The organism is Acinetobacter sp. HA, from assembly GCF_000264725.1.
GTDB classification, from domain to species: domain Bacteria; phylum Pseudomonadota; class Gammaproteobacteria; order Pseudomonadales; family Moraxellaceae; genus Acinetobacter; species Acinetobacter schindleri.
Window position 1 is genome coordinate 65,370 of the sequence record NZ_AJXD01000049.1, and the last position, 25,857, is coordinate 91,226.

Genomic DNA, 25,857 nt, shown 5'->3' on the forward strand with positions numbered 1-25,857 from the left:
CTTCTTCAAATCGTTTTGGATTAACCCTCCACATTGAATGATGAACACATTTTTGAGTCTGCAGAACCGTGTCCTTATACCTTGAATATCGGTCCTCTCTTAAAAATATGCAAGTGATATTTTGATTTTTTTAGCAAAAGGACAACCAATAGTGACAACTGCTTACTTACGCGGAAAACAATTGATTGAAACGATACAAAAGCAAGAATATTCACGCGATTTAATCGGCTATCACGGCAAACCACCCCATGCACAGTGGCCCAATGCTGCCCAGATCGCAGTACAGTTTGTATTGAACTATGAAGAAGGCGGTGAAAATCATGTTGAACATGGTGATAGCGGTTCCGAGCAGTTTCTGTCCGAAATCGTGGGTGCTGCCAGTTTTCCAGCAGTACATCGCTCCATGGATTCAATGTATGAATATGGCTCACGTGCTGGTTTTTGGCGTATTCATGAGGAGTTTCAAAAACGTGGCTGGCCTATGACAATTTTTGGAGTCGGTATGGCACTGGCTCGTAATCCTTATATCGTCGAGGCCATTAAGGCGGCTGATTATGATGTGGTCTCACATGGCCAGCGCTGGTTGCATTATCAGGATATGGAGATTGAAACTGAACGTCAGCATATGGATCAGGCCTTAAGTGTGCTGACTGAACTCTTTGGGGAAACGCCAATTGGCTGGTATACCGGACGCGACAGTCCCAATACACGTCAATTATTAGCTGAATTTTCTCAGATTAAATATGACTCTGATTATTATGGTGATGACCTCCCATTTTGGAGCACCTTAACTGAACCAAATGGTCAAAAACGCCCTCATTTAATCATCCCCTATACATTAGAGTGCAATGATATGAAGTTTAGCTCTCCGGGTGGTTTCAATTCAGGTGAGCAATTTTACCAATATTTAAAAGATGCCTTCGATGTGCTCTACAGTGAAGGGGAAACTGCACCAAAAATGATGTCAATTGGCATGCACTGTCGCCTGCTCGGACGTCCGGGACGCTTCAAAGCCTTGCAGCGCTTTATGGATTATGTACAGAGCCATGACAAAGTATGGGTCTGTCGTCGCAACGATATTGCACAACATTGGTACACCCACCATTTTCCTGCGCACCAGGACTAATCATTCACTGAAATCCCCTAAAGAGAGCATGCTGCTCTCTTTTTTATTTTGACCTTTTGGTGGACTCGCTTGTCATACGATTGTCGATACTTTGGCATTGTTATTGCAGTTTTCAGTGAGAAACACAGATTACAAAGCTTAAATTATGCAATTAACTGAATTTAACCAGGCATCTGACAGCGATATTGAACTGCTGCTCAAGCAGTGTGTGCATATTGACCGTTGGGCTAAAGAATTAAAACAGCAACGACCTTTTACTTCACGCGATGAGCTGCTCGAAGCTGCCAAAAGACAGGCACAGACCTGGACTTGGGAAGAAATTTACAAGGCGCTCGCAACCCATCCTCGGATTGGTGAAAAGCAGGCACAGACTGCTTTAACCGCCAAAGAAGAAGGTTTTTCCGAACGGGAACAGGCCTCGATTTCACAAGATGAAGAAACTCAAGCCGCTTTGCTAAAAGGCAATCTGGCCTATGAGAAAAAATTTGATTTCATCTTCCTGATTCGCGCAGCAGGTCGTAGTAGCGAAGAGATTCTGACAGCATTGAATTACCGCCTGGTGAATGACCTGGATACTGAAAAGCGTATTGTTCATCAGCAACTTTTAGAAATTGCTTTGTTACGTCTGGCACAGGAGATTGATTCATGATCAGCACCCATATTCTTGATACTCATCTGGGTAAACCTGCAGCCGATGTTGAAGTCAAATTAATGGATGCCACAGGTCAGGTATTGGCGACTGCTAGCACCAATAATGATGGCCGGGTACTGGTGCCGGATTTTGGCTTAGACATTATTAGCACCGGTGACTACAGCATCGAGTTTGCAACCAAAGCCTATTTTGATGTCCAAGGCTTGGCTACATTTTTCCCAAAGGCTGTGATCCATTTCAGCATTTTAGATGCTGCTCAGCATTATCACATTCCATTACTCATCAGCCCTTTTGCTTATTCGACCTATCGCGGTAGTTAAGTTAGCCCGCTCATTATTCAGAATAGAGAAGGATTTTATATGTCAGAACAAGAAGAAACTGTCTCACCCGAACACGAATTTTTAGGGGTTGGAAAAAGTGCGGCTTATGGCTTGCAGCATGTATTGACCATGTATGGCGGTATTATTGCCCCACCCCTGATTGTGGGTACTGCTGCAGGCCTGAGTGGTATGGAAATCGGTCTGTTGATTGCCGCAGCACTATTTGTAGGTGGCCTGGCAACGATTTTACAAACAGCAGGCGTAAAATATGTCGGTGCTCGTTTGCCTTTGGTACAAGGGGTATCTTTTGCTGGCGTAGCCACTATGGTGGCGATCGTGACCACCGGAGGAGGATTGCAGGCAGTCTATGGCGCTGTAATTGTCTCTGGTCTGATCGGTTTCTTCCTGGCACCCTATTTCTCTAGAATTATCCGGTTTTTCCCACCGGTAGTCACTGGCTGTGTGATCACCATCATTGGTCTGTCCTTACTGCCAGTTGCAGTACGCTGGATGATGGGTGGCAACAAAAATGCTGAAAACTGGGGTAGCGCAGAAAATGTTAGCTTGGCGCTAATGACCTTAGCTATTGTGATTTTGCTGAATTTATCCCGCAATGCCACAGTACGTCGTTTGTCCATTCTGCTATCTATTGTATTAGGAAGCATAATTGCAGGTTTAATCGGTTTTGGTGACTTTTCTAAAGTGGCAGATGGTGCATGGTTACAATTCCCAAGTTTTTTTGCTTTTGGCATGCCTACTTTTGAACTGACAGCTATTCTTTCCATGTTGATTGTGACTTTGGTGATCATGACTGAAACCACGGCTGATATTATTGCAGTTGGTGAAATTGTTGGCACCAAAGTCGATGCTGACCGTATTTCTGATGGTTTGCGTGCGGACATGCTATCGAGTGCCGCAGCCCCTATCTTCGGTTCGTTTATGCAAAGTGCTTTTGCACAGAATGTTGGACTGGTAGCGATTACTGGAGTTAAGAGCCGTTTTGTCGTGACCGCAGGCGGCATTATTCTGGTGGTACTGGGCTTGCTACCAATTATGGGCCGTTTAATTGCGTCTATTCCCGTACCGGTGCTGGGGGGCGCAGGCTTGGTGTTATTTGGAACAGTTGCAGCCAGTGGTATTCGTACCTTAGCGAAGATTGACTATAACGAGCAAAAGAACCTGATCATTGTAGCAACGTCAATCGCTGCCGGCATGGTGCCTATTATTGATCATAGTTTTTATGCAGATTTTCCAAAATGGGTTCAAACTTTATTCCACTCTGGTATTAGTTCAACTTGTTTAATGGCCATTTTACTGAATATCTTATTCAACCATTTAAACTGGTTTAAGACTAAGACTTTGGCCAATGCTGAACCGGCAGTAGATAGCCACCACTAAACCTGGGTTAAAAAGTTGGTCGGAATATTGCATATAAATTTCAGTTACCGGTCAATTTTCACTTTATTTTTACTTATTAATCTGTATGCTTTATCTGCTTTCTTGGGGGAGAGATTTTAAATGAAACTTAAACAAATCGTAGCACTTTGTGCATTGGCTTCTACTGCGGCTGTTACTCAAGCAGCACCTATCTGGCAAGACTTTAGCTTAACAGGTCTGTATGGTAAAAACTATGCTGTCCCTTTTGCAGGTGATGACAACAAACAGACCACGATTACTGCTGAATATGCAGCAGGTCTTAAGTATGGCGATTTTTTTGCTTTTGCTGACCGTAGTAATACTGACTTTGGTAATGAAACCTATTTCGAAGTTGCACCACGTTTAAGCCTGGGCGCTGTAACAGGTCAAAAACTTGAATTGGGTCCAATTAAAGACGTTCTTATCGCGACAACTTGGGAAGGCAGCGCTAGCGCTAATACTGACTTTAACAACTACTTATATGGTATTGGTTTTGCACTTGATATTCCATACACAAGTTATGCGAATATCAATTTCTACAAAGCTGACAACGATGACACACCAGATGATTATCAAATGACCATCACTTATGCAGTGCCATTTAAAATCGGTTCTGAAGAATTCCTGGCAGATGCTTTCCTGGATTGGTCAACTGCTGAGAAAAATGGTCACGCAAGTGAATTGAACTGGACATCTCAGTACAAATGGAATGTAGGCAAACACATTTCTCCTGAGACTAAACTTTACCTTGGTATTGAGCATTCTGTCTGGAATAACAAATATGCCATTAAAGGTTTAGATCAACACGATGTCAGCGCTCTTGTGAAGTATCACTTCTAAGAGATGTTATCTTAAAAGCAGAACTTCGGTTCTGCTTTTTTTTATTTCTTTAATTTAACTTAATCAGTAGGTGGTTCAATGAGTGCAGTTCAGATCCGTACAGCCAATATAGACGACCTTGAAAGTATCCTTAATATTTATAATCAGGAGATTATCAACGGTACTGCCACCTGGAACCATACTGCGATGGCATGGTCAGATATACAGGCCTGGTTCAAAACCCTTCAAGATCAGAACTATCCGGTACTCGTTGCAGAACATCAGCCTACAGCTAAAATCATTGGCTATGCCAATTATGATGAGTTCCGTAGTATTCAGGGTTTCTCTAAAACAATTGAACATGCGGTCTTTCTACATCCTGACTATACTGGTCAAGGGATAGGAGAACAGTTGTTATTGCGCTTGATGGAAATTGCCAGCAGGCAGGGCATGCATATCATGGTGGCAGCAATTGATTCGGAAAATATAGCCTCCATTCATTTGCATCGAAAACTTGGCTTTATTCAAACGGGTTATATGCCACAGGTGGGAGAAAAATTTGGTCAGTGGCGTGATCTGGTCTTGCTTCAGCTGAACCTGGATCAAAATTCACTTTAGATTTTTCTATATTAAAAACTGACTGCAACAAGAAAATACAGAGATAAAAAAAAGGGCTTACGCCCTTCTGCTGATCAATCATTGTTATTATTTTATATGCTTATTATCATGAATTTTCATACAAGTTTCAGTCCAAAGGGTTACCGATAATATTGCTAATAATGCCTTTCATAATATGTGGGCCATTTTCACGACGTAATTCTTCATACCATTCCATTGTTACCTCTTTATCTTTCATATGAGTGACATCACAGCGCTTACGCGCACGCAGCACCAGTTCATTCGCACGTTCATTGCGTTTATTCTGATAGCGACGTAATGAGTCCTGTAATCCCAGTGTATTGATCTGAAGTGCACGAGCCAGATAGATTGCATCTTCCATCGCCTGGCAACCGCCTTGACCAATATCCGGCGTTGTACTGTGGGCTGCATCGCCGACAATGACGACATTGCCTTTGTAAAAATCGGCAAATGGTTCGATGTCATGAATTTCGACACGATTGGTACGCTGCTCATCAATTGCCTCAATCAGCTTTTGAACCTGAGGGCACCAGTCTTTAAAGTATTCTTTGAGTAATGTTTTATATTGGCTACGCTCATTCTCCAGTCCTACTGGCAATGGCACATCAAAAAAGAAGTAGAAACGGTTATTTGCAACCGGCATCAGTGAAGCACGTTTGCCCTCACCGACAAAAGTGGTCCATTGATCAGCAGGGGCTAAAGCTTCCGATACCTCAACCAGACCATTCCAGTTCACATAACCGGCATATCGACGCGATACAGTTTCACCGAGCACATAAGCGCGGGTCATGGAATGGGTTCCATCGGCACCAACCAGCAAGTCTGTTTGAATTTCTGAACCATCTGCAAAGCTAACGGTGACCTGTTGTCCATCATCATTGAGCGCCACCATTTTTTTACCGAGATGAATATCAGCATGACCAAATTCATCCATCAGCATATTCTGTAATTCGGCACGAGAGACCGGATATGGACGCTGTCCCACTTCTTCAATCAGCGGATAAAGGCTGAACTGGGTCATAACATCGCCAGTCAGGCCATCAACATAAGCCAGATTATCCATCTGCCCGCCCAGTTGGGCGACCTGGTCAGTTAAACCTAAATAATTCAGGCATTTCACCCCATTGGACCAGAGAGAAATCGCAGCACCCACGGGCAAGATCTGTTCGGCCTGCTCATAAATGCTGACCTGATGTCCGAACTTCTTTAATGCAATACCTGTGGTTAAGCCCGCCATCCCGGCGCCAATAATGGTGATATTCATTGTTCCCCCTAAGTTCATAAATGTTGATCCATCTCAGGGAGACAAAGCGAAAAGTGTGCCATTATCCGAATAGTTTCAAATACCCAGATTCAAGTTGGCACATGCTGTGCATCATTTTTTAAAGTACTGCCTTGTTTTGGGGAGAAAAGAACAGGGCATTGGCTATGTTTAGCCTGTAAGAAATGACAGTTGAATAAATTTAGAATGGAAGATTGATATGGCGACCCTGTTTGCACCTGCTTTTGAAATACCTGCACAGTTACAGCAACTTACTAATCTGGCAGATGAACGTATTGGTGCAAAAGTATTGCAATGTTCAGATGATTTTTTTGCTGAAGCACAGCGCATGCTCCAATTTACAGCACCTATTTTTGTCGAAGATAAGTTCGATAATCATGGTAAATGGATGGACGGTTGGGAAACCCGCCGCAAGCGTCATGCCGGCTATGACTGGGCAATTGTAAAGCTCGGTGTTGCGGGAAAAATTAGTGCACTGGATATTGATACCACTTTTTTTAGTGGCAACTATCCTGCCTCTGCTGCAGTTGAAGCCTGCTATGCACCAGATCAGAACCTGGAGCAGGTTGAATGGCACCAAATTTTACCAAACAGTATATTAGGTCCAAGCCAGCATCATATTTTTCAAGTTGCTTCAGAAAACACTTATACCCATTTACGTTTAAATATCTACCCGGATGGTGGTGTAGCCCGTCTACGCGTTTATGGGGAGGTCCAGATTCAGTTAAAAGACAGCAATGAAACTCTGGATCTGCTGGCACTGGAAAATGGCGGTCGTGTGATTGCCTACAGTGATGCGCACTTTGGTCATCCACGTAACCTGATTAACCCAGGCCGTGGCATCAATATGGGCGATGGCTGGGAAACTAAACGCCGCCGTGCTCCAGGTTTTGACTGGTGTATTCTGGCTTTAGGCCAAGCTGGAAAAATTGAAAAAATTGATATTGATACTGCACACTTCAAAGGCAACTATCCAGCAGAAGTCTCCATTCAAGCTGTCTATATAGAAGATGCGACTGATCCGCAACTGATTCCACAAAGTATGTTCTGGCCTTTCCTGCTTGAAGCCCAGCCCATGCAGATGGATCATGTGCATAGCTTTATCAATGAAATTCTGGCACATGAAAAGATTTCACATATCCGTGTGAATATGATTCCTGATGGCGGTATTAGCCGTATCCGTTTATGGGGAAAGGTAGCTGATTAATGCGATTGACCCTCCCTCTCCACAGGATGGTCAATCGAACAGCTGTTTTAACAGATGGCAGTGGACCTGATCTCAGAATCGGGTTCACTGCCAAACTTTATCCATACTTTCTGACAGATCGAATTCGCTCATTTACTTTCTACTCACATTTTCATCAAAGTATCCTTCTTGCTTACTTAATATACAGGGATAAAATAGTGAGATTAATCAAGAAAGTCTTGTCATAAAAATACGAGCAAAAGGAATATAAAAGAATGAAAAATACCATCCAAATTCAGCTATTAACCAGTGAAAACTTTGCTCGTTTTGGTGAAGTCATCAGCTGTCAGGGTAATGACTATTTCCATATCAACGATGCACATACCGAGCGTTATCATGCACTGGTGATGACTGAAATTATGGGAGATGCCAAAGCGGGGATCAGTATTTTTAGAAATATTAAAAGTACTCAAATTCCTTTTGAAATCTCCATGCTGGAACGACATCCGAATGGTTCTCAAGCCTTTATCCCCATGCAGGGACAAAAGTTCCTGATTGTCGTTGCGCCAAGTTTGGATACAGATACTCCGGATCTGTCTCAGCTTTGTGCATTTATTACAGATGGGACACAGGGGATCAATTACCGGGCAGGTACCTGGCATCATCCCCTGCTGACACTAGAGGAACCCAGTGATTTTGCCGTGGTCGACCGGATTGGTACCGGACATAATTGCGATGTATATCAGTTTCCTGAAACTTTCAAAATCGAAGGAAATCTCTTCTAATCACAAGACCAATATTTACTTGAAGTATGCTGTGTGTTTTATTCAGAATAAGAATTAAAACTGAGCAAACCATGTATAAATCTTTAGCTGCTATCGCCCTGACTGCTTTGAGTCCTCTTTGTTTTTCAGATACCCCCTTTCAACAGGAATTACGGGCTGGCTGTGCCAAAGTCAAAAGCTATGCAGCCACTGGCAAGCAATTCTATGATCAGAAACAGTATGCTCAGGCCGTTGAACAGTTTGAACAACAGGCAGCATGGTCAAGCTTTTGCAGTATGAATGTAGAAGATGGGGGCATTGCTTTTACCGAGCACGCAATTAGTACTGCGTTTAATAATGTTGGTCTGAGTTATGCCAAACTAGGCAAACCGCAATGGGCACGTGCCTGGTTTTCTGTCTATCCTGACGCTAAAAACAGCCAGTTCAACTTGAAACAGCTTCCTGCCCCAAGGCAAAGTTCTCACCTGTCTGGAAAATATGTACGTTACGCGGGTTTTGGGCAATGGAATACTATTGAAGTGAAACGTACTGCAAAGTCCTATGCAATAGAATTTAATGGCTTATATATGGGAATTCGCAGTCTGATTTATGGACCGAATATCGGTGAATTCCAGACCACCATGCCATTTAAGAAAACTCAAACCAGCTATCGTGCAGATGACTGTAAAATTGATTTGGATTTTAAATTTGATTCAAAAGTTGGGCAGCAGCTTCATGTAAAAGAAACTAACATCATGAGTTGTGGTTTTGGTCATAATGTGTCGGCGAGTGGAGTTTATTTAAAGGTGGAATAGCGCTTTTGAGCTTAGACATTCAGAGTGATTTTATACTTTAATTAAACTATTGAACCTTCAGAATAAGCTATATCTTGCCGAATTATTTTTTGTTATATACTCAAATAACTAAGAATAATTTTAAGAGCTAAAAAATTGGATTCCAACTTACTCGCATTAGGTAGTTTTATTACTAGCTTAGGCACATTGATTGTTGCTGTATTTGCACTTCATTCTTGGAAAAAACAGTTTAATAAAAGCCTACAACGAGATTTTGTTTTAGATGCGCTAGATACTATACATGCAGTCTCTGCATTGAATTTTAAAATCGTTGATAAATTCAATGCAGAGACAGAAAAAGATAATAATTTTCTACTTATGTCAGAATATTATTTGAATCCAATACCTGCTAACTATCCAAATTTACTAGAGTCATTAGGACATAGTATGATTAATTTAGACAAGGTTTTAAATCGTTTAAGCAAAATCCAAAATGATGAATATTTTGATACGCTTTCAGAAAAATACATTGAAATTATATCTGAAATTTACATGTTTTTTGAGTCTGATGAACTAATCGGATTTGATCATCCTGATATAATCAAAATCAGTGAAAAAGGTTGGACTACATCATGGTTAGATAAAGCCTTTGATAAAAAGCGAGTACTAGCATTTCAGATCGAAGAGTATTTATTAAAATTATTAAAAATCTAAAGAAAATTCCCTCTCCTTCTAGGAGAGGGTTAGGGTGAGGTCAAAAATCCTCCAAACATTCTTCTACTAAAGGAAAACTAAGCCACTGCCTGATTCTGACAAGCTGACATGACATGCAATACCGCAGCCGTCCGTGTTTCTACATAGAGCTTTTCAAAGACATGCTCAAGATGCTTGTTCACCGTCCGCGGGCTGAGTTGCAGGATCTCGGCAATATCCCGGTTGGTCTTCCCCATCGTGACCCAATGCATCACTTCTGCTTCACGCGGCGTCAGGTTTGGACAGGCCTGCGCGATTTCCTCTGCGCTCGGCATTTGGGTCTGCTCTTTCAACTGTACCAAAACATGTTTAGAGATATGGCCTGCATACAGTTTGGTGAGCAGGTTAAGTTGTAACTGCTGATGGCCATGACCATACTGACCATGCAGTAAGTGTGCTTGATCTGGCTGCTTGAGCAAGTCCTGTAGCCACTGATTTAAACTGGACTGAAAATGCTGTACATCCACCTGATGATTTTTCAGTAATTCACTGACGATTGGGGTCTGCCAGATAATTTCACCTTCCAGATTCAGCGATAGAATCGCACTGCCGGTTGCATCCAGCATTTGTCGCTGCTGATGCATTAAACGAGCCTGTAACAAATGGGTTTTTACTCGTGCCCGAACTTCATCAATATTTAAAGGCTTGGTTACGTAATCTACCCCACCTGCCTGAAAGCCTTTAAGAATGTGCTCGGTTTCAGTCAGCCCGGTCATAAAGATCACTGGAATATGTTCAGTCACTGGACTGGCTTTAAGCTGAGTGCAGGTTTCAAAACCATCCATCTCCGGCATACTGCCATCAAGCAGGATCATGTCAGGCTGAATACGATGCGCAATTTCAATTGCATCAAATCCATTGGTCGCTACAAGTACCTGATAGCCAGCCTGATCCAGGCTCTCATGCAACAGACTTAGATTTTCAGGTATATCATCCACAATCAAAATACTTTCCAACATGTCCACCTTACCCCTACTTCAGCACATCTGCATGCTCATGAAGTCGCTGAATTGCTCTTTTAAAATCAAATTGTTTTAAATCCTGCTCAATCTGATGCCATATATCGTTATATTGTTCAAAGTGCTGACCACAATCATGCAGTACATCTTTTGCCCCCCGGATAAAACCAATACTTAAATGCTGTTCCAGCTGAATGACCACCTCTGCCACGCTCAACAATGGAATGGATGGGTTCAATTCATTTCTGCTTTCAACCACAACCGTGGAGATCTGTACTTTCTGGTCAGAAGGCTGTTCTTGTTCTGGCTGCTGCTCATGCTGATGAAGCCAGCTTAAGCCCAGCTTATCGCCAATCTTGTTTAATAATAAATTGAGATCGACCGGTTTTACTAAAAAGTCTTCATTCAATACATCCGTTTCCGGATTAATCATCCGCTCATTGGCATCTGCAGAAATAATAATAATCGGGACATTGGTGATTTTATTCTGGCGCAGCAATTTCGCCGTTTCCCAGCCGCCCAGTAAAGGCATACTTAAATCCATCAAAATCAGATCAGGATTAAATTCTGGAACCTGACGCAAACAGGCTAAACCTGATTCTGCCTCTTCTAAAATAAAACCTAAGGGTTTAAGAAAATTCAGAACCAGGCCACGGTCGGTCGCTTCATTGTCAACCACCAGTATTTTACGGCGTTCTCCGGTATAACCGGTTACAGTATTAGAGGCAACGTCAGCGATCGGATGGATCAGGGATTTAGAAGGCAAATACAGTTTTATTTTAAACACTGAACCCTGTTTTAATTGGCTGCTCAGGGTCAGCTCGCCACCAAGAATATCAACCAGAAGTTTTACGATCGGCAGCCCTAAACCCGTGCCGGCAAAACTGCCCTGTACCACATTACGACCACGCTCAAAAGGCTGGAATATCCGCTCAACATCCGACTCAGCAATCCCACAACCGGTATCCTGAATTTCAAAATAAGCAGTTTGAAAACGGTAATCGACCTTAAATTTGACTCCCCCCTCCAGGGTAAATTTCAAAGCATTACCCAGCAAATTAATCAGTATCTGTTCCAGACGTTTTTTATCAATACGGACATACTGTGGAATCTTGCTACTGATCTCCACATCAAAGTTCAGCTGCTTTTGGGCAAACTGTGGCTCGAATATATGCACGATCTGTTTAAGAAATTTTGGCAGGTCGATATTGGAATTTTCCAAAGAAATCTTGCCAGTTTCAATCCGTGCCAAATCCAGCAGACCATCAATCAGAGAAGTCAGATGCTGACCGCTACGGCTAATCACGCCAAGGGCAGACTCGCCCTGTTCAGACAGTTTTTCCTGTTTCTGCAGTAGCTGGCTATAACCGAGAATACTGTTCAACGGCGTGCGTAATTCATGACTGATACCAATTACATAACGGCTTTTGGCTTCATTGGCTTTTTCTGCCTGAATGCGGGCATCCTGTAACTGGCGATCGGTAATTTTATGCGCTTCAATCTCATCCATCAGCAGTTGGGTCTGGGTATTGCTTTCCAATTGCGCCTGACGTCGACTTTCATCATTCAGCACTAACCACCAGGCGGCTACACACAGTAGCAGGAACAGTACGGCATAGATTTTGACGAACAGCATTGTCAGCGCATCCTGCTGCTGTGACAAAGCGCCCAGGCTGGCAGACTCCTGTAAATAAATCAGGCTCAGACTGACTGCCAGCACCACGCCCAAGACAAAAATCAGCAGGATATACAGACTTAAACGGGTATTAATATGTTGTACCCAGTATTTCGGCAGGAACCAGGCCGCAAAAACTCTGAGCTGTGAAGACCAGCGTGCATGCGGCTTACACAGGTCATGACAACGTGCTTCAAGCGTGCAGCACAGAGAACAGATCTGACTGCTATAGGCTGGACAACTGGCCATGTCTGCAGTTTCATAATCATGCTCACAGACTACACAGGTTTGGGTTTCGAGCAGCTCCAACTCAGGCTTTTCTTGACGTGCCAAGTAATATTTACCTTTGGTAAACCAAGCAATTAGCGGTACACATAACATCGCCGTACCCAATGCAATAAAACCGGCCAAGGATCGGGCAATCTCTCCAAAAACGCCCCAGTAACACAGCATGGATAAGACCGATGCAATGATCAGGCTACCGACTCCAACCGGATTAATGTCATATAAATAAGCTCGTCGAAATTCAATTCCTTTGGGACTCAGTCCCAGTGGTTTACAGATCACCAGATCCGCAACAATGGCACCGATCCAGGCAAGGGCCACATTACTATATAAGCCAAGCACACGCTCCACCGCATGGATTACCCCAAGTTCCATCAACAGCAAAGCGATAAAGATATTGAATACCAGCCAGACTACGCGCCCTGGATGGCTATGCGTCAGACGCGCAAAAAAGTTCGACCAGGCCAATGACCCTGCATAGGCATTGGTAACATTAATCTTGATCTGAGCGACGCAGACAAATAGAACAGTCAGAAATAAAGCGATCCCGGGATGATTGACCACCTGTTGGTAAGCAATCCAGTACAGATAATTGGGGTTACTCAGTTCGGAATCAGCAACCAGATACTGCATTGCGAGTGCCATGAGCAGCATACCCATGAATATCTTGATAAATCCGCCTAGAATCCAGGCCGGTCCACCTAAAAAGACTGCCCAATTCCATTTACGCTGAATATGTTTTTATCGGGTAAAAACCGCAGATAATCCGCCTGTTCTCCGATCTGGGTGATCAGGGCAAAGAGCACCGTGCAGGATGCACCAAAAAAGACAGGTTAAAGGCAGCGCTCTGACTTTTTGCGCCCTCAATCAATGCAAGATTGCTGATCAAATCAGGTTGCTTCACCAACACAAAGCACCATGGTAATAAAAGCAGGAATAACCAGAGTGGTTGGGTGATGGCCTGCACCTTATTGATGAAGCCAATACCTTTGACCACCAATGGCAAAATCACCAGTGCTGAAATCAGGTAGCCAATACTCAGGGGTATCCCTAAGCCTAGCTCCAATGCCAGCGCCATGATGGCGGCTTCAAAGGCGAGAAAGATAAAGGTGAAACTGGCATAAATGACCGAGGTAATGGAGGAGCCAATATAGCCAAATCCGGCACCACGGGTCAGTAAATCAATATCGACATTATAACGGGCAGCATAATAACCAATCGGCCAGCTGGTCAGGAAAATGATAATCGCCACAACCACCAGGGCCCAGAAAGCATTACCGAAACCGTATTGCCAGAGCATGGTGGCTCCAAGTGCCTCCATTGCCAGGAAACTGACGGCCGCAAGCGCCGTATTGGTCACTGTCCATAGTGACCATTTCCGGACGGATTTAGGCGCATAGCGCAGGGCATAATCCTCAATACTTTCATCGACCACCCAGGTATTGTATTTACGCCGGGTATGAATGACGCGCTGCGGTGCCTGACTGGTATTCGCTGTTGGGTCCATACAGATCAAATAAAGCTAAATATCTGCTCTTAAAAGCAATAACTATGCCCAGTCTATCAGTATCTAAAAATAATCCGACTGAATGCTATATACGTAAAGTGACGTATATGCTCATTTTTTAACTCCCCTTAGGCTTAGTTCCATACCAAGCGCAAACCAATCACTAAGCGCATCAGCACATCTAATTCTATAGGGGAACCCGACATGAGCTTGAAATCAAAAGTAAAGACATCTGGATTACTGGCAGGTTTACTTGCTGTTCCATTCCTGCTGGCACCCGCACTGACCAATGCCAGCGTTCCTGCAACAGCAAAGGTCAATACCACCAAACTTAAAGTCGATGACAAGTTTGTGTATGTAGGGCAGCTACATTCAGCAACCGGTACCATGGCAATTTCTGAAACCGGTTCGATTCAGGCAGAACGTCTGGCCATTGAACAGATCAATAAACAGGGCGGTGTTCTCGGTCGACAGATCAAAATTATTCAGGAAGATGGTGCTTCTGACTGGCCAACCTTTGCAGAAAAAGCACGTAAACTGTCTGAAAAAGACCGTGTTGCTGCAATTTTCGGCTGCTGGACTTCAGCCTCTCGTAAAGCCGTACTGCCGATTATTGAACGCAACAACTCTCTACTTTATTACCCAACCTTCTATGAAGGCTTAGAACAATCTAAAAACGTGATCTACACCGGTCAGGAAGCAACTCAACAGGTACTTGAAGCACTGAACTGGCTGGCAAAAGAGAAAAAAGCCAAAACCTTCTATCTGATTGGTTCTGATTACATCTGGCCACGTACCACCATGAAAATTGCCCGTACCCACATCGAAAAAGTACTGAAAGGTAAAGTGGTTGGTGAAGAATACTATCCATTGGGCCATACACAATTCGGCTCCCTCATCAACAAAACCAAACTGCGTAAACCAGATGCCATCTTTGCAGCAGTTGTGGGCGGTTCGAACGTATCCTTCTACAAACAAATGAAAGCTGCGGGCGTAACAGGCGACAAACAGACACTGCTTACCCTTTCAGTGACTGAAGATGAATTGCTGGGGATTGGCGGCGAAAACATGAAGGGCTTCTACTCTTCAATGAAATATTTCCAAAGCCTGAATAACCCCAATAATGCTGCATTCGTAAAAGCCTTTAAAGCGAAATATGGCCCTAAAGCGGTGGTAGGTGACGTAACACAAGCAGCCTACCTTGGTCCATGGTTATGGAAAGCCGCAGTTGAAAAAGCCGGTAGCTTCGATGTCGCGAAAGTGACTGCCGCATCTAAAGGCCTAGAAATGAAAACTGCACCTGAAGGCTATGTAAAAATTGACCCGAACCACCATTTATGGAGCAAATCACGTATTGGTCAAGTGCAACCAAATGGTCAGTTCAAAGTTGTTTACGAGTCTAAAGGTCTAATCAAACCAAACCCATTCCCTAAAGGTTACTGAGTTAACAGCCACATGATCAGGGGAAGCCATTCTCCTGATCTTTTTATTCCACACAATTTTTAAAGCTTGGAGGATGATGCGATGGATCTATCATTTGCAGAATTCGGTGCAATATTTGCCATGCAAGGCTTTAATGGTCTCTCTGTGTTCTGTGTGCTGTTATTGATGGCGCTCGGCCTTGCAATTATCTTTGGGCAAATGGGCGTAATTAACATGGCACATGGTGAGTTTCTGACCATTGGTGCATATACGACATTTTTCATTTCCACACTGACTGAAAGTTTTTTCCCTCAACTCCTACCTTACTATTTCCTGATTGCAATCATTGCAGCCTTCCTCACAGCAGGCATTATCGGTTACATGGTGGAACGGCTCATGATCAGCCGGCTCTATCAACGGCCACTCGATACACTTCTTGCAACATGGGGCTTGAGCCTCATCATGCAGCAGTTGTTTCGTTCTATCTTCGGCCCTAAGGAAGTCAGCCCGACTCTACCTGACTGGTTAATGGGTTCTTATCAACCGACGGAAGCCATCGATATTCCAATCAACGGTTTATTCCTGGTGGGCGTCACCCTCTGTGTTACTGCATTTGTCTACTTTCTGATTTACCGTTCACGCTGGGGTTTACAGCTTCGTGCAACCAACCAGAACCGCTTTATGAGTGGTGCTGTCGGGATCAATACCAAACGTGTTGACAGCTTAACCTTTGCCTTGGGTTGTGGGCTTGCAGGTATTGCCGGTGCAGCTTTCACAACCATCGGTTCTACTGGTCCTACAGCCGGTTCGCTGTATATCGTCGATACATTCTTAGTCGTGGTCTTCGGCGGCGCTGCAAGCTTGCTTGGCACCGTTGCCTCCGCATTCAGTATCGCGCAAGCACAATCTATTCTGGAATTCTTCCTTTCTGGTTCTGTCGCTAAAGTCCTCACACTGGCTACAGTCATTATTATCCTGATGCTGCGTCCTCAGGGTCTCTTCTCAATCAAAGTACGTAAATAGGGATTCAGGAGAGATATTATGAAGAATCTAATGAATGCCTTTTTAGGCGGTAAAGAAGGTGCGATTGGTCTGGTGATTCTTGCCGTACTGATCCTGCTGGTCATGCCAATGTTTCTGGATATTTTCCGTCTGAATCTGATGGGTAAATATCTGACTTTTGCTTTTGTCGCAATCGGCCTGGTTCTGTGTTGGGGACACGGGGGTATCTTAAGTTTAGGTCAAGGGATTTTCTTTGGCATTGGCGGCTACTGCATGGCCATGTTCCTGAAACTTGAAGCTTCAGATATGCAATCTACAGCAGCGCAAACCACGCCAGGAATTCCAGACTTTATGGACTGGAACCAGATCACCAGCTTGCCAGGCTTCTGGGAACCTTTCCATAGCTTCGGGTTTACTTTGTTTGCCATCATCATCATTCCAATCTTGCTTGCCTTCATCATCGGTTTCGCGATGTTTACCCGTCGTGTCGGTGATGTGTACTTCTCGATCATCATGCAAGCGATTGTAGCGATCCTGACCATTCTGATTATTGGTCAACAAGGTTTCACTGGCGGCATTAACGGGATTACAGACCTGAAAACCCTGCATGGCTGGGATATCCGTACCGATGAAGCCAAATATGTCCTGTACTACATCAATGCCCTGCTGCTCATTGCAGTGATCATGATCAGCCGTTTTGTCCTCAGTTCTAAACTCGGTCGTCTGCTTTCTGCGATGCGTGACAAAGAAGAACGTGTACGTTTCTCTGGCTATGACGTGGCCATGTATAAAGTATTCATTTTCTGTTTCGCAGCTGTGGTGTCATCTATTGGTGGTGCGATGTTTACCCTGCAAGTCGGCTTCATGTCACCAACGATTATCGGCATCGTACCTTCGATTGAAATGGTCATTCTGGCTGCAGTCGGTGGTCGTCTGTCGCTGATTGGGGCAGTGTATGGTGCTGTTCTGGTGAACCTGGGTAAAACTTACTTCTCTGAAGCCTTTCCTGAAGTATGGTTGTATTTCCTCGGTGCATTGTTCATCGGTGTGGTCATGTTCTTACCGAATGGCTTAGCGGGTCTGTATGAAAAATATGTTCGTCCATTGTTCCTGAAAAAGAAACCGATCGACAGCACTTCACCACCGCCAAGTAGTAATCCGGATAAAACGATCGATCCAATTGTAGAAGGAGGCGTGAAATGAATAAAGTCGGCATAGAAATGAATAAACCGGTTCTGGTCATTGAAGATCTCACCGTGTCCTTCGACGGTTTCAAGGCAGTCAGTGATCTCAACTTCTATCTGGATAAAAACGAAGTCCATGTGGTGATCGGTCCCAATGGAGCCGGCAAAACCACAGTGCTGGATCTGATCTGCGGCAAGACCAAAGCAACTTCAGGCACGATCAAGTTTAATGATATTGAACTGACCAAACTGAAAGAGTTCGACATTGTCCGTAAAGGGGTTGGGCGTAAATTCCAGAACCCGAATATTTATGAAAATCTGTCGGTCTATGACAACCTGGAAATGTCCTTCCCGCGTGGCCGTAATGTCTTTGGTGCGCTGTTCTTCAGATGCACCAAAGATGTCGATGAGCGTATTCGTGAAGTTGCTGGCAAGATTTTCCTGACTGACCTGCTGGATACCTCCGCCGGTCTGCTCTCTCATGGCCAGAAGCAGTGGCTGGAAATTGGCATGTTACTCATGCAAGACCCAGAGCTGCTCATGCTGGATGAACCTGTCGCAGGGATGAGTGTGTCAGAGCGTGAGCAGACGGCGCAACTGTTGCGGGAGATTAGCAAAGGACGTTCTGTGCTGGTGATTGAACATGACATGGAATTTGTCAAAACCATTGCGGACAAAGTCACGGTACTGCACCAGGGCAAAATTCTGGCAGCAGGCAAAATGGACGATGTGCAAAATGATCCGAAAGTGATTGAAGTTTATCTGGGACACTAAGGAGGCCACTATGAGCGGATTATTAGAAATTAATGCTTTGTGTTCAGGATATAAACAAAGTCAGGTGATTCACGACCTGGAACTGAAGATCCAGCCGAAGGAAATTGTAGCGATCATGGGCCGTAACGGCATGGGTAAAACCACCCTGTTTAAAACCCTGATTGGTGATATTAAAAATAGCAAAGGTGAAATCAAGCTGGATGGCAAGAATCTGGAAAAACTGGATCCTTACCAGCGCGTAGAAAACGGTGTGGCTTATGTGCCGCAGGGCCGGATGATTTTCTCCACCATGTCGGTGCTGGAAAATATTCAGACCGGTTTACCGGCTTCTGCCCATGGCAAAGTACCGGATGACCTGTATGAGCTGTTTCCTGTGCTTTGGGATATGCGCAAACGTAAAGGCGGAAACTTATCGGGTGGGCAACAACAGCAATTAGCAATTGCCCGTGCTCTGGCGACCAACCCTAAAGTACTGCTGCTGGATGAGCCGACGGAAGGGATTCAGCCCTCTATTATCAAGGACATTGCCAGAACACTAAAAGAGATTCGGGATCAGCGTGATCTGACCATTGTGGTCTCTGAACAGGTGCTGAGTTTCACCATGGCGATGGCCGATCGCTTCCTGGTGATCGATAAGGGCCGCTTTGCTTATGAAAATGTCCGTGAAAATGTCGATGAGACGACCATCAGTAAATATCTCTCTGTTTAATCTTCTTGGTTTAATCTGGTTGTAATTTTTCTCCACCTCCCCCGATTCGTCGGGGGATTTTTAATTTCTATTTCACTTAATTAATCGGCAGCTGATTTTAATATTTTATTTGATTATTCACATTTAAAAATTCTTTTCAGTCTCCGCCTCCATATACGCAATTCAACGTATTTTGCTGTAACGCATTTCACGCGACACTCGAATCATAAAGTTGAATCGATAAAAGAGTTGGAGAAATTTGAATGCGTCACGGTGATATCTCAAGCAGCCCAGATACAGTAGGTGTAGCAGTTGTAAACTACAAAATTCCTCGTTTGCATACCAAAGCGGAAGTTCTTGAGAACGCAAAAAAAATTGCTGAGATGTTGAAAGGAATCAAACAGGGTATTCCGGGTATGGACCTGATTGTTTTTCCTGAATACAGCACCATGGGCATTATGTACGACCATGACGAGATGATGGCAACCGCTGCCACCATTCCAGGCGATGAAACCGCGATTTTCTCGCAAGCCTGTATTGAAGCCAACGTCTGGGGCGTGTTCTCAATTACCGGTGAACAACATGAGGAACATCCAAACAAGGTGCCTTATAACACCTTGATCCTGATTAATAACAAGGGCGAAATCGTTCAGAAATACCGCAAGATTATCCCATGGTGCCCGATTGAAGGCTGGTGCCCAGGTGATACCACCTATGTGACTGAAGGGCCGAAGGGCATCAAGATGTCACTGATCATCTGTGATGACGGTAACTATCCAGAAATCTGGCGTGACTGTGCCATGAAAGGCGCTGAACTGGTCGTGCGTTGCCAAGGCTATATGTACCCGGCTGCAGATCAGCAGATCAATATGGCGAAATGCATGGCATGGGCAAATAACGTTTATGTTGCTGTTGCCAACTGTACCGGTTTTGATGGGGTCTACACCTACTTCGGTCACTCAGCAGTAGTCGGCTTCGACGGCCGTACTTTGGGTGAATGTGGTACGGAAGAAAACGGCATCCAATACGCGCAATTGTCACTGCATGAAATTCGTGATGCACGTAAATACGACCAGTCACAAAACCATTTATTTAAATTGCTGCACCGCGGCTATACCGGTGTCTATAACAATGGTGACGGCGATAAAGGCGTTGCGGACTGTCCATTTGACTTCTACAAGACCTGGGTTCTGGATGCTCAAAAAGCGCAAGAGAACGTGGAAAAAATTACCCGCTCTACCATCGGTGTTGCGGAATGCCCAATCGGCAATCTGCCACATGAAGGCCTAGAAAAAGAAGCATCTTAAGTTTGGTCTGAGAGGAGGTATTCGATATGACATTTGCCAGCGACCGCATCAGTGCCAATCAGGAAAACCTGGCCAAACAGCGTTATGAGATGCAGAGCAAAGAACGTATTGCACGTACCTCTCGCTTTAGTTTTGATCCTGAAAAAGTCATGCAGCATGTCCGTGGTCATATCATTGGGCAGCGTGCCGCACTGGATGAAATTGAAAACATGCTCTTAACCGTCAAGGCAGATTTTAATGCTCCTACCCGGCCACTGGCAGTCACATTGATGCTAGGACCGACGGGTGTGGGGAAAACTGAAACGGTTCGGCTGATTGCTGAGGCAATCCATAGCAAGCCCGATGCATTCTGCCGGATCGACATGAACACACTGGCACAGGAACATTATGCTGCAGCACTGACAGGTGCCCCTCCAGGCTATGTCGGGTCTAAAGAAGGCAATACCCTGTTTGATGAAGCCCATATTCAGGGCAGTTTTTCCAAGCCAGGTATTGTGCTGTTTGATGAAATTGAAAAAGCCAGTACCGAAGTCATTCGGGGTCTGCTCAACGTTCTGGAAACCGGAACCTTAAAGCTGACCGCGGGTACCAAAGTATTGGATTTCAAAAACTGCATGATCTTTATGACCAGTAACGTCGGTGCCAAAGATGCCCAGGCACGTTTAAGACAGCTGACCAAGCTTCCAAAACCCATCCAGAAACTGGCCCGACTGGCCAAACTGGATGACAGCCAGATTACCGAACGCGCCCTGTACAAGAAATTTGATCCAGAGTTTCTGAATCGTATTGAACGCATTCTGAATTATGAAGCGGTAGAAGCTAATTTTGTGCCAACACTGGTCAGCCTGGAAATCGAGAAACTGAATCAGCGACTCTGTAAGCAGAGCCGCACGGTTGAACTCACACCAGCTGCAACTCAGTTTCTATCTACCGGACACGATGTTCGCTTCGGTGCACGAGGCTTGAGTCGCCGCTTTCGGGTTCTGGTTGAGCCACAACTCGCCAGGTTTTTTATTCAGCATCCAGAAGCCGGTCAAATCATCATTGATTATGACGGCAAAACGATCCAGGTTCAGTCAGTTCCTGTTGAAAGCGTGATCGAAGATCCGCTGTTCATCATGGATGACACGGGCAATAACATCAAAAACTAGCTTTATTCGACCTCAACACAGGGGATAAAACATGCAACATATTAAAATTAAACCGGGGATTCCGCTGGCAGAACAGGCGGAAATTGGACATAACCGCTGGCATCCGGATTTGCCATTTCTGACTTCGGTAAAACCGGGTGAAGAAATCCTGATTGAAAGTCTGGATTTCCTGGATGCGCAGATTAAGGATACCGATGACATTTCTGATGTCAAAAATGTCGACCTGACCCGTGCCCATCCATTGACCGGACCTTTCTATGTAGAAGGTGCTGAACCAGGTGACTTGCTGGTAATTGACCTGCTCGACATTCAGCCAATTTCAGATGTCGGTTTCTCTGGCGTATTTGCCAAGGAAAATGGTGGTGGCTTCCTGGCTGACTATTTCCCTGAAGCTGATAAAGCCATCTGGGATTTAAAAGGCTTATTTGCGACTTCACGTCATATTCCGGGCGTGCGTATTGCCGGCCTCAAACACCCAGGCCTGATGGGAACCTTACCCTCACATGACCTGCTAAAAGAGTGGAACCGTCGTGAGGCACTATTGGTGCCTAAAGGCCAAGCCAACCCACCTGATCCGCGTACTGCCGTTTTGCGTGGCGTAACAGGTGCCGAATTCGACCGTATGGCAGCAGAAGCTGCGCGCACTGTTCCACCACGTGAACATGGCGGAAATACGGACATTAAAGACCTGGCAGCCGGTAGCCGTATTTACTTCCCTGTTTATCAGAAAGGTGCTGGCTTCTCGATGGGCGATCTGCACTTCTCGCAAGGAGATGGTGAAATCGGTTTCTGTGGCGCGATCGAAATGGATGGTGTTACCCGTGTGGGCTTCGATCTGATCAAGGGCGGTATGGAAAAATACAATATCGATTCTCCAATCTTTGTGCCGAGTAATGTCCGTCCGGCTTATGACCAGTGGCTGACCTTTGAAGGCATCAGTGTTGAAGATGGCGTAAACCATTATCTGGATGCCACTGTGGCCTATCGTCAGGCATGTTTAAAAGCGATTAAATACCTTGAGAATTTTGGTTTTACCGGCTCACAGGCGTATATGTTACTGACTGCGGCACCAGTTGAAGGCCGTATCGGCGGTATCGTGGATATTCCAAACTGTGCATGTACTGTATCTCTGCCAACTTCAATCTTCGAGCAGAACATCCTTCCTCAGGGTGCACTGAACGATGACAAATTCTGGGGGCATAAACGCTAGTTTTACAATTTATTGTTGTTTTAGCTTCGCAACGGGTAGTCATCCAACTTAAAACTTTCGGCTACTCGTCTTTTTAATTTAAGGCCTTCATGCTACAGGAGTACAGAAATGCCGTTATATGATTTCCGCTGTGAGCATTGCGAGGGAATTTTTGAACAACGGGTTCCAATTGCCCGTATCTCGACCGATACGATTGAATGTAATTATTGCCAACAGCAGACTTTAGCTAAACCGATGATTACTGGTCATCAGCAAATTAATATGAAAAGCAAATGGCGTCCGGGTTCAGGTGCTGAACAACTTGCAGGGCCTCTGGTAGAAGGACCCGGTACCAACAAAAATAGCGCACGCAGCTCGGTTTTACATAATTGCCGCGGCGTTAACTGTGCTTTATGCGATGTCTAATCTTGATTCATAAAAAATCCCGCTCTGGCGGGATTTTTTGATTGCTTAAAATCGGTAGTTTAAACCACCAGATCTGCCAGATTACCTTTTTGCTCTAACCAGTCTTTGCGGTCACTGGCACGTTTTTTCGCCAGCAATTTATCCAGTAAACCTGCGGTATGATGGGCATCATCCAGGTCCAGTTGCACTAGACGACGTGTGTTTGGATCAAGTGTGGTTTCACGTAACTGGCTGGCATTCATCTCACCCAAACCTTTGAATCGAGTAATTTGCGGATTCTTGGTTTTGCATTTTTTCAGAATGCTATTTAGCTCGTCTTCATCCAAAGCATAGTGCACGTCTTTGTTGTCATCAATCCGGAATAAAGGCGGCATTGCGACATATAGATGGCCTTCTTCGACTAGCGTCGGGAAATGTTTCACAAACAGTGCGCACAGCAAGGTTGCAATATGCAGACCATCCGAGTCGGCATCGGCTAGAATACAAATCTTGCCATAGCGCAGTTCAGACAGGTCATCCGAACCCGGATCCACCCCAATGGCAATCGCGATATTATGTACTTCCTGAGACGCCAGCACCTCATCAGAAGAGACCTCCCAGGTATTCAGAATCTTACCTCGAATCGGCATGATGGCCTGGAAGTTCTTATCACGTGCTTGCTTGGCTGAACCGCCTGCAGAATCCCCTTCTACAATAAACAGTTCTGACTGGTCCAGATCATGGCCTACACAATCCGACAGTTTCCCCGGCAAAGTTGGACCCGCAACGATTTTCTTACGCTCAACTTTTTTCGCAGCTTTTAAACGGCGTCCTGCTTTGGAAATGGCCATTTCTGCCAGCTGCATGGCAATGTCAGAATTCTGGTTCAGCCACAGGGCAAAAGCATCTTTGGCAATATTCTGCACAATCCCTGCTGCTTCACGGCTCGACAGGCGTTCTTTGGTCTGACCTGAGAATTGTGGCTCCTGGAATTTCAGTGACAGGATGTAGTTCACCCCATCCCAGACATCTTCGGCAGACAGCTTCATGTTACGCGGCAACAGATTACGTAATTCACAGAATTCACGCATCGCATCAGTCACACCCGAACGCAGGCCGTTAACATGCGTACCGCCCTGCGCAGTTGGAATCAGGTTGACGTAGGATTCCTGGATGCTTTCGCCACCTTCAACATTCCAGCAAATGGCAAATTCAGCACTGGCTCGTTCGGCATCACCCGTTGCAACAAAAGCGGGTGCTGGGATAATCTCACGGTCTTCCAGCTCATCCATCAGATAATCGACCAGACCATTTTCAAACTGCCAGGTGATCTTCTCATCATTAATCTGATCGATATAATTGATCTCTAAACCCGCGGCCAGAACAGCTTTGGCTTTAAGATTATGCTTTAACGCTTTCAGGGCAAATTTTGGTGAATCGAAGTATTTGGCTTCTGGCCAGAACTGCACCGTAGTCCCAGACGCGCGTTTGGGTGCCTTACCTGCCAGCACTTCCAGCGGACCTGTCGGTTCACCATTTTCAAAGGCCATTTTGTACAGGTTACCCTGACGCTGGACGGCCACTTCGACACGGGTCGACAGCGCATTGACCACTGAAATCCCGACACCATGCAGACCACCAGAGAACTGGTAATTATCGGTACTAAACTTGCCACCGGCATGCAGTTTAGTCAGGATGATTTCAATCCCGCTCTGACCATATTCCGGGTGAATATCCACCGGCATACCACGGCCATTGTCTTCGACTGATAACGAGCCATCTTTATAGACTGTCACGGTAATTTTGTTGGCATGCCCGGCCAGTGCCTCATCCACAGCATTGTCAATCACTTCCTGCGCCAGATGGTTCGGACGAGTGGTATCGGTATACATGCCCGGACGACGACGGACCGGGTCCAGACCAGACAGAACTTCAAGAGATTGAGCCGTATATTGAGACACGTTATTCGGTTTCCTTTTTTATGCAGTCCAATAAAAACTGTAACACCAGCGGAATTTTCTCCGCAAAATCATCCATCCCGTGATTGCCATTGGCCTCAGTCATCAGCATCGCCGGAGGATGAGCAGCACTATAATAGCGATGTGCTTCACGATAATCCAAAACTTCATCGCCTTGTTGTAACAGTACCAGTATTTTGTCTGCATCTTGTGCAGTTGGCAGTGCCAGTCCTTCCAGCTGATCAAGATGTGAATCATCCAGACGCCAGTTCGGATGCACCTGTAACGGCAGCTCATCATCGAACAGTTCGCGGAACAGCTGCCATGGTCGCATGGCCGGATTGATCAGTACAGCCGGCACACTGTGCTTGGCGACCAGATGTGTCGCATAAAATCCCCCCAGGCTACTGCCCACTAAGCTTACATGATCCAGTGACTCAATCAGCGCTGACATGTGCTGAATTGTCTCCACAGGTGACATGTTCAGATCCGGCAAATGCACCTGAATTTGTGGATTTTTTTCGCAATACTGCTGAAGCAGCTGCCCTTTGATCGAGGCAGCGCTGCTTCGAAAGCCGTGTAAGTAAATGACATTCATCA

Annotated in this window: 23 protein-coding genes and 1 pseudogene; 19 read left to right on the forward strand and 5 right to left on the reverse strand. The window is 45.1% G+C overall.

Annotated elements, in window-relative coordinates:
• Positions 1–151: 151 nt before the first annotated feature.
• The 6 genes from puuE (at position 152) to HADU_RS09915 (ending at position 4,951) form a co-directional block, all read left to right on the forward strand.
• Positions 152–1,126 (forward strand): allantoinase PuuE, encoded by a 975-nt coding sequence (gene puuE, locus HADU_RS09890; protein WP_008305791.1) that lies wholly within the window; start codon positions 152–154, stop codon positions 1,124–1,126.
• A 145-nt stretch (positions 1,127–1,271) separates the two neighbouring features.
• Entirely contained in the window at positions 1,272–1,775 is a 504-nt protein-coding gene (gene uraD, locus HADU_RS09895; protein ID WP_008305794.1) for a 2-oxo-4-hydroxy-4-carboxy-5-ureidoimidazoline decarboxylase, read from the forward strand.
• Positions 1,772–2,098: a hydroxyisourate hydrolase gene (gene uraH, locus HADU_RS09900; RefSeq protein WP_005220531.1), complete on the forward strand. Its 327-nt coding sequence runs from the start codon at positions 1,772–1,774 to the stop codon at positions 2,096–2,098. The genes uraD and uraH overlap by 4 nt, the downstream gene beginning before the upstream one ends.
• Before the next feature lie 39 nt (positions 2,099–2,137).
• Positions 2,138–3,496: a nucleobase:cation symporter-2 family protein gene (locus HADU_RS09905; protein WP_008305796.1), complete on the forward strand. Its 1,359-nt coding sequence runs from the start codon at positions 2,138–2,140 to the stop codon at positions 3,494–3,496.
• A 120-nt stretch (positions 3,497–3,616) separates the two neighbouring features.
• On the forward strand, positions 3,617–4,354 hold the full coding sequence (locus HADU_RS09910) for an outer membrane protein OmpK (protein WP_008305798.1): 738 nt from the start codon (positions 3,617–3,619) through the stop codon (positions 4,352–4,354).
• 78 nt (positions 4,355–4,432) lie between these two features.
• Complete coding sequence (locus tag HADU_RS09915; RefSeq protein WP_008305800.1) at positions 4,433–4,951, forward strand: GNAT family N-acetyltransferase; 519 nt, start codon at positions 4,433–4,435, stop codon at positions 4,949–4,951.
• Positions 4,952–5,078: 127 nt separating this feature from the next.
• Here the strand turns inward: HADU_RS09915 and hpxO are convergent, their stop codons facing one another.
• Positions 5,079–6,236: an FAD-dependent urate hydroxylase HpxO gene (hpxO, locus tag HADU_RS09920; RefSeq protein WP_008305802.1), complete on the reverse strand. Its 1,158-nt coding sequence runs from the start codon at positions 6,234–6,236 to the stop codon at positions 5,079–5,081.
• A 217-nt stretch (positions 6,237–6,453) separates the two neighbouring features.
• Here hpxO and alc point away from each other — a divergent pair, with 217 nt between their 5' ends.
• The 4 genes from alc (at position 6,454) to HADU_RS09940 (ending at position 9,712) form a co-directional block, all read left to right on the forward strand.
• Positions 6,454–7,461: an allantoicase gene (gene alc, locus HADU_RS09925; RefSeq protein WP_008305803.1), complete on the forward strand. Its 1,008-nt coding sequence runs from the start codon at positions 6,454–6,456 to the stop codon at positions 7,459–7,461.
• 254 nt (positions 7,462–7,715) lie between these two features.
• Positions 7,716–8,225, forward strand: a complete 510-nt coding sequence (locus HADU_RS09930; RefSeq protein ID WP_008305804.1) for an ureidoglycolate lyase — start codon at positions 7,716–7,718, stop codon at positions 8,223–8,225.
• Between the two features lie 71 nt (positions 8,226–8,296).
• Complete coding sequence (locus tag HADU_RS09935; protein ID WP_008305805.1) at positions 8,297–9,019, forward strand: hypothetical protein; 723 nt, start codon at positions 8,297–8,299, stop codon at positions 9,017–9,019.
• Positions 9,020–9,154: 135 nt separating this feature from the next.
• Complete coding sequence (locus HADU_RS09940; RefSeq protein WP_004813826.1) at positions 9,155–9,712, forward strand: hypothetical protein; 558 nt, start codon at positions 9,155–9,157, stop codon at positions 9,710–9,712.
• Between the two features lie 77 nt (positions 9,713–9,789).
• Here the strand turns inward: HADU_RS09940 and HADU_RS09945 are convergent, their stop codons facing one another.
• Together HADU_RS09945 and HADU_RS09950 are read right to left on the reverse strand one after the other, a co-directional pair.
• Positions 9,790–10,710 (reverse strand): response regulator, encoded by a 921-nt coding sequence (locus HADU_RS09945; protein WP_008305806.1) that lies wholly within the window; start codon positions 10,708–10,710, stop codon positions 9,790–9,792.
• 13 nt (positions 10,711–10,723) lie between these two features.
• Positions 10,724–14,177, reverse strand: a pseudogene (locus HADU_RS09950) (ATP-binding protein).
• A gap of 204 nt (positions 14,178–14,381) precedes the next feature.
• Between HADU_RS09950 and urtA the strand changes: the two are divergent.
• From urtA to HADU_RS09995, 9 genes are all read left to right on the forward strand, one after another.
• Positions 14,382–15,620: an urea ABC transporter substrate-binding protein gene (gene urtA, locus HADU_RS09955; RefSeq protein WP_004813834.1), complete on the forward strand. Its 1,239-nt coding sequence runs from the start codon at positions 14,382–14,384 to the stop codon at positions 15,618–15,620.
• A gap of 81 nt (positions 15,621–15,701) precedes the next feature.
• Positions 15,702–16,622 carry an urea ABC transporter permease subunit UrtB gene (gene urtB, locus HADU_RS09960; RefSeq protein ID WP_000365952.1) on the forward strand — a complete coding sequence of 307 codons (921 nt, stop codon included), beginning with the start codon at positions 15,702–15,704 and terminating at the stop codon, positions 16,620–16,622.
• Positions 16,623–16,640: 18 nt separating this feature from the next.
• A complete protein-coding gene (gene urtC, locus HADU_RS09965; RefSeq protein ID WP_004890852.1) occupies positions 16,641–17,804 on the forward strand; it encodes an urea ABC transporter permease subunit UrtC in 1,164 nt (387 codons plus the stop codon).
• Positions 17,801–18,559 (forward strand): urea ABC transporter ATP-binding protein UrtD, encoded by a 759-nt coding sequence (urtD, locus tag HADU_RS09970; RefSeq protein ID WP_008305820.1) that lies wholly within the window; start codon positions 17,801–17,803, stop codon positions 18,557–18,559. Before urtC ends, urtD begins: the two co-directional genes overlap by 4 nt.
• Positions 18,560–18,569: 10 nt before the next feature.
• The gene (gene urtE, locus HADU_RS09975; protein ID WP_004890856.1) at positions 18,570–19,268 is read left to right on the forward strand and encodes an urea ABC transporter ATP-binding subunit UrtE; all 699 of its coding nucleotides are present in this window, start codon (positions 18,570–18,572) and stop codon (positions 19,266–19,268) included.
• 242 nt (positions 19,269–19,510) lie between these two features.
• Positions 19,511–20,554, forward strand: coding sequence for an aliphatic amidase (locus HADU_RS09980; protein WP_004813842.1), 1,044 nt, complete (start codon positions 19,511–19,513; stop codon positions 20,552–20,554).
• Between the two features lie 26 nt (positions 20,555–20,580).
• Positions 20,581–21,705, forward strand: coding sequence for an AAA family ATPase (locus HADU_RS09985; protein WP_004890859.1), 1,125 nt, complete (start codon positions 20,581–20,583; stop codon positions 21,703–21,705).
• A 31-nt stretch (positions 21,706–21,736) separates the two neighbouring features.
• Positions 21,737–22,915, forward strand: coding sequence for a formamidase (fmdA, locus tag HADU_RS09990; RefSeq protein WP_008305828.1), 1,179 nt, complete (start codon positions 21,737–21,739; stop codon positions 22,913–22,915).
• 108 nt (positions 22,916–23,023) lie between these two features.
• A complete protein-coding gene (locus HADU_RS09995) occupies positions 23,024–23,320 on the forward strand; it encodes an FmdB family zinc ribbon protein (protein ID WP_008305829.1) in 297 nt (98 codons plus the stop codon).
• Between the two features lie 59 nt (positions 23,321–23,379).
• Here the strand turns inward: HADU_RS09995 and parE are convergent, their stop codons facing one another.
• Positions 23,380–25,260: a DNA topoisomerase IV subunit B gene (gene parE / locus HADU_RS10000; protein ID WP_008305831.1), complete on the reverse strand. Its 1,881-nt coding sequence runs from the start codon at positions 25,258–25,260 to the stop codon at positions 23,380–23,382.
• Position 25,261: 1 nt separating this feature from the next.
• Positions 25,262–25,855 carry a YqiA/YcfP family alpha/beta fold hydrolase gene (locus HADU_RS10005; RefSeq protein ID WP_008305833.1) on the reverse strand — a complete coding sequence of 198 codons (594 nt, stop codon included), beginning with the start codon at positions 25,853–25,855 and terminating at the stop codon, positions 25,262–25,264.
• Between the last annotated feature and the right edge of the window lie 2 nt (positions 25,856–25,857).